Origin of the sequence: Mycobacterium sp. pUA109, assembly GCF_041287095.1 — a bacterium.
Lineage (GTDB): Bacteria > Actinomycetota > Actinomycetes > Mycobacteriales > Mycobacteriaceae > Mycobacterium.
Genome location: NZ_JBGGKS010000049.1, coordinates 1 through 2,164 on the forward strand (window position 1 = coordinate 1; position 2,164 = coordinate 2,164).

Genomic DNA, 2,164 nt, shown 5'->3' on the forward strand with positions numbered 1-2,164 from the left:
GTGCACGTCGAAGCGGCCCGCCATGGCCCGCATCTGGTGCGGATCGGTCATAAAACGCGTAGGCATTGTGCTCTCTCCTGATCGTGGCGTCATTCGGATGTGATGGTTGGGTTGGGTTGGGTTAGTGCATGGTTGATCGTCTTCCCTTGGCGGCCTTACGTTTGGCTTCCTCCTGCGCTGCCTTGGTGTTTCGGGAACCAGCCGTGCCGCTACCGCCCAAGGTCATCAACGGTGCCTGGCCCATGAGGGGCATCCCGCCGAACATGCCGCCCGAACCTTCCGCCGCGACAACGCTGGCGGTCGGGAACTCCGCGGCGGCAAGACGCATCTCGGGGGCCGCGTTGGCCCACGCCTGCGGCACCGACATCCTGCTCACCGAGGCCGCCTCACCGAGGCTGGCGGACACCGGTGCCCCTACCAGGCTGCTGCTGGCGGGGGCGGCCAGCGTCGGTGTCAGGCCCAGTGGTTCAGCGGCCGCCACCGCCGCCGGTGCCGCTTCCGACAGGCCGAACGGAGACGGGAGCCCGGCGCCGGCAAGGGCATATTCGGGAAAGAAAGCGGCAATGATGGCGGTATCGAACAAGGCGTCCTGAGGCAGGGCCCAAATGTCCGACAGCGAGCCCAGAGAATCCAGACCCGGAATATCTCCCGCTGCCTGCGGCAGCGCGGACATCACTTGCGTGGCCGCCGCGTGTCCGGCCGACGTGCCGGCAGCCTGGGTGGTCGCAGCGCCCTGGGTGGCGAGCCCGTTCGGGTTGGTGTTCTGCTGCGGCGGCGTGAACGGGCTCACCTGCGAGGCACTCTGCGCGGCAGTGGCGTAGCCGAGCATCGCGGTGGCGTCTTGTGCCCACATCTCGCCGTAGTGCGCCTCGGTGGCAGCGATCGCCGGAGTGTTTTGGCCGAGGAGGTTCGTCGCGACCAGCGACGACAACAAAGCGCGATTGGCGGCAATCTCGGGCGGAGGCACCGTCATCGCATACGCGGACGCATGCGCCGTCGCCGCGGCCTTGGCCTGGGCGCCGGTCTGCTCGGCCTGTGCGGCGGTGGTGTTCATCCACGCCACGTAGGGGGCGGCCGCGGACGCCATCGACGTCGACGACGCACCCTGCCACGCCCCGCCAGCCAGTTCCGAGACCACCGACCCGTAATTCGCTGCCGCGGTGTACAGCTCGGTGGCCAACTCGTCCCAGGCCGCCGCGGCGGTCAGCAATGACCCCGAGCCGGGACCTGCATACATGCGCCCGGAGTTGATCTCCGGCGGTAATGCTGTGAAATCCATTGCTACACCGCCTTGGTCAGCCGGCCGCGAGTGCGTTGGCGGCCTCAGTGGCGGCGTAGGTACTCGCACTACCGTTGAGCGTGGCCACGAACTGCTCGTGGACGGCCGCGGCTTGAGCGCTGACCTGCTGGTACATCTGGGCCTGCGCGGCAAAACGCGCGGCCGTCAGCACCGAAACCTCATCGGCAGCTGGCGGAACCACCCCGGTCGTCGGGGCCCCTGCCGCGGCATTGCGGGCGGCGAGCGTCGAACCGATACCACTCAAGCTGTTCGCTGCTGCGGCCAACGCTTCAGGCTGTGTGGTCACGAAAGACAATGACTTCTCCTTACGAATGCTTACGAAAAACAAGCCGGCCTGTAACGGGGCCGACCAACGCCAACAGCTCCCCACCTTTACGCAACCGATAGACAATCTAAAAGGCCGTTAACCTTTAATTAACATAAGTTCCCAAAGCTGTTACACGGCGGTTCCCGTGCAGCAACCTTGTAGGTGTTTAATACCGGACCCGCAGAACCCCTGGTGGGAAGCGGTGAACGAGTGCGCTGGAGAAGGCGCAGACCGCACGAAGCGAAGGCGGATTCATAACTTGCAGTCAGGAACCGCGCGGTGAAGACGGTGCGTCACTATGGTGACGGACGCGTCAATGCGCCGGGCAGCCGGCCAGGACGGAACGGGGCTTCAGCGTCGGTTTGACGCCGCAGCGCGGTGCGCCGACACCCAAACCCGGGATACGGCCCTGAATACACCTGCGCCGAGGGTGATGCTGGTACGCATCGCCCTCGGCGCAGGTGGTGGTGTGTGTGGTGTTAGGCCCAGCTGGCGCTGACGGCGCCGTCGGTGGAGGCCATGTTGCCGCCGGCGGTTTGGACTTTGTTGCCGTGGGT

Annotated in this window: 2 protein-coding genes; both read right to left on the reverse strand. The window is 66.1% G+C overall.

Annotated elements, in window-relative coordinates:
• Positions 1–121: 121 nt before the first annotated feature.
• Positions 122–1,279, reverse strand: coding sequence for a PPE family protein (locus ACAG26_RS27595; RefSeq protein WP_370486258.1), 1,158 nt, complete (start codon positions 1,277–1,279; stop codon positions 122–124).
• Positions 1,280–1,295: 16 nt separating this feature from the next.
• Positions 1,296–1,595, reverse strand: coding sequence for a PE family protein (locus ACAG26_RS27600; protein ID WP_370486259.1), 300 nt, complete (start codon positions 1,593–1,595; stop codon positions 1,296–1,298).
• Positions 1,596–2,164: the final 569 nt, after the last annotated feature.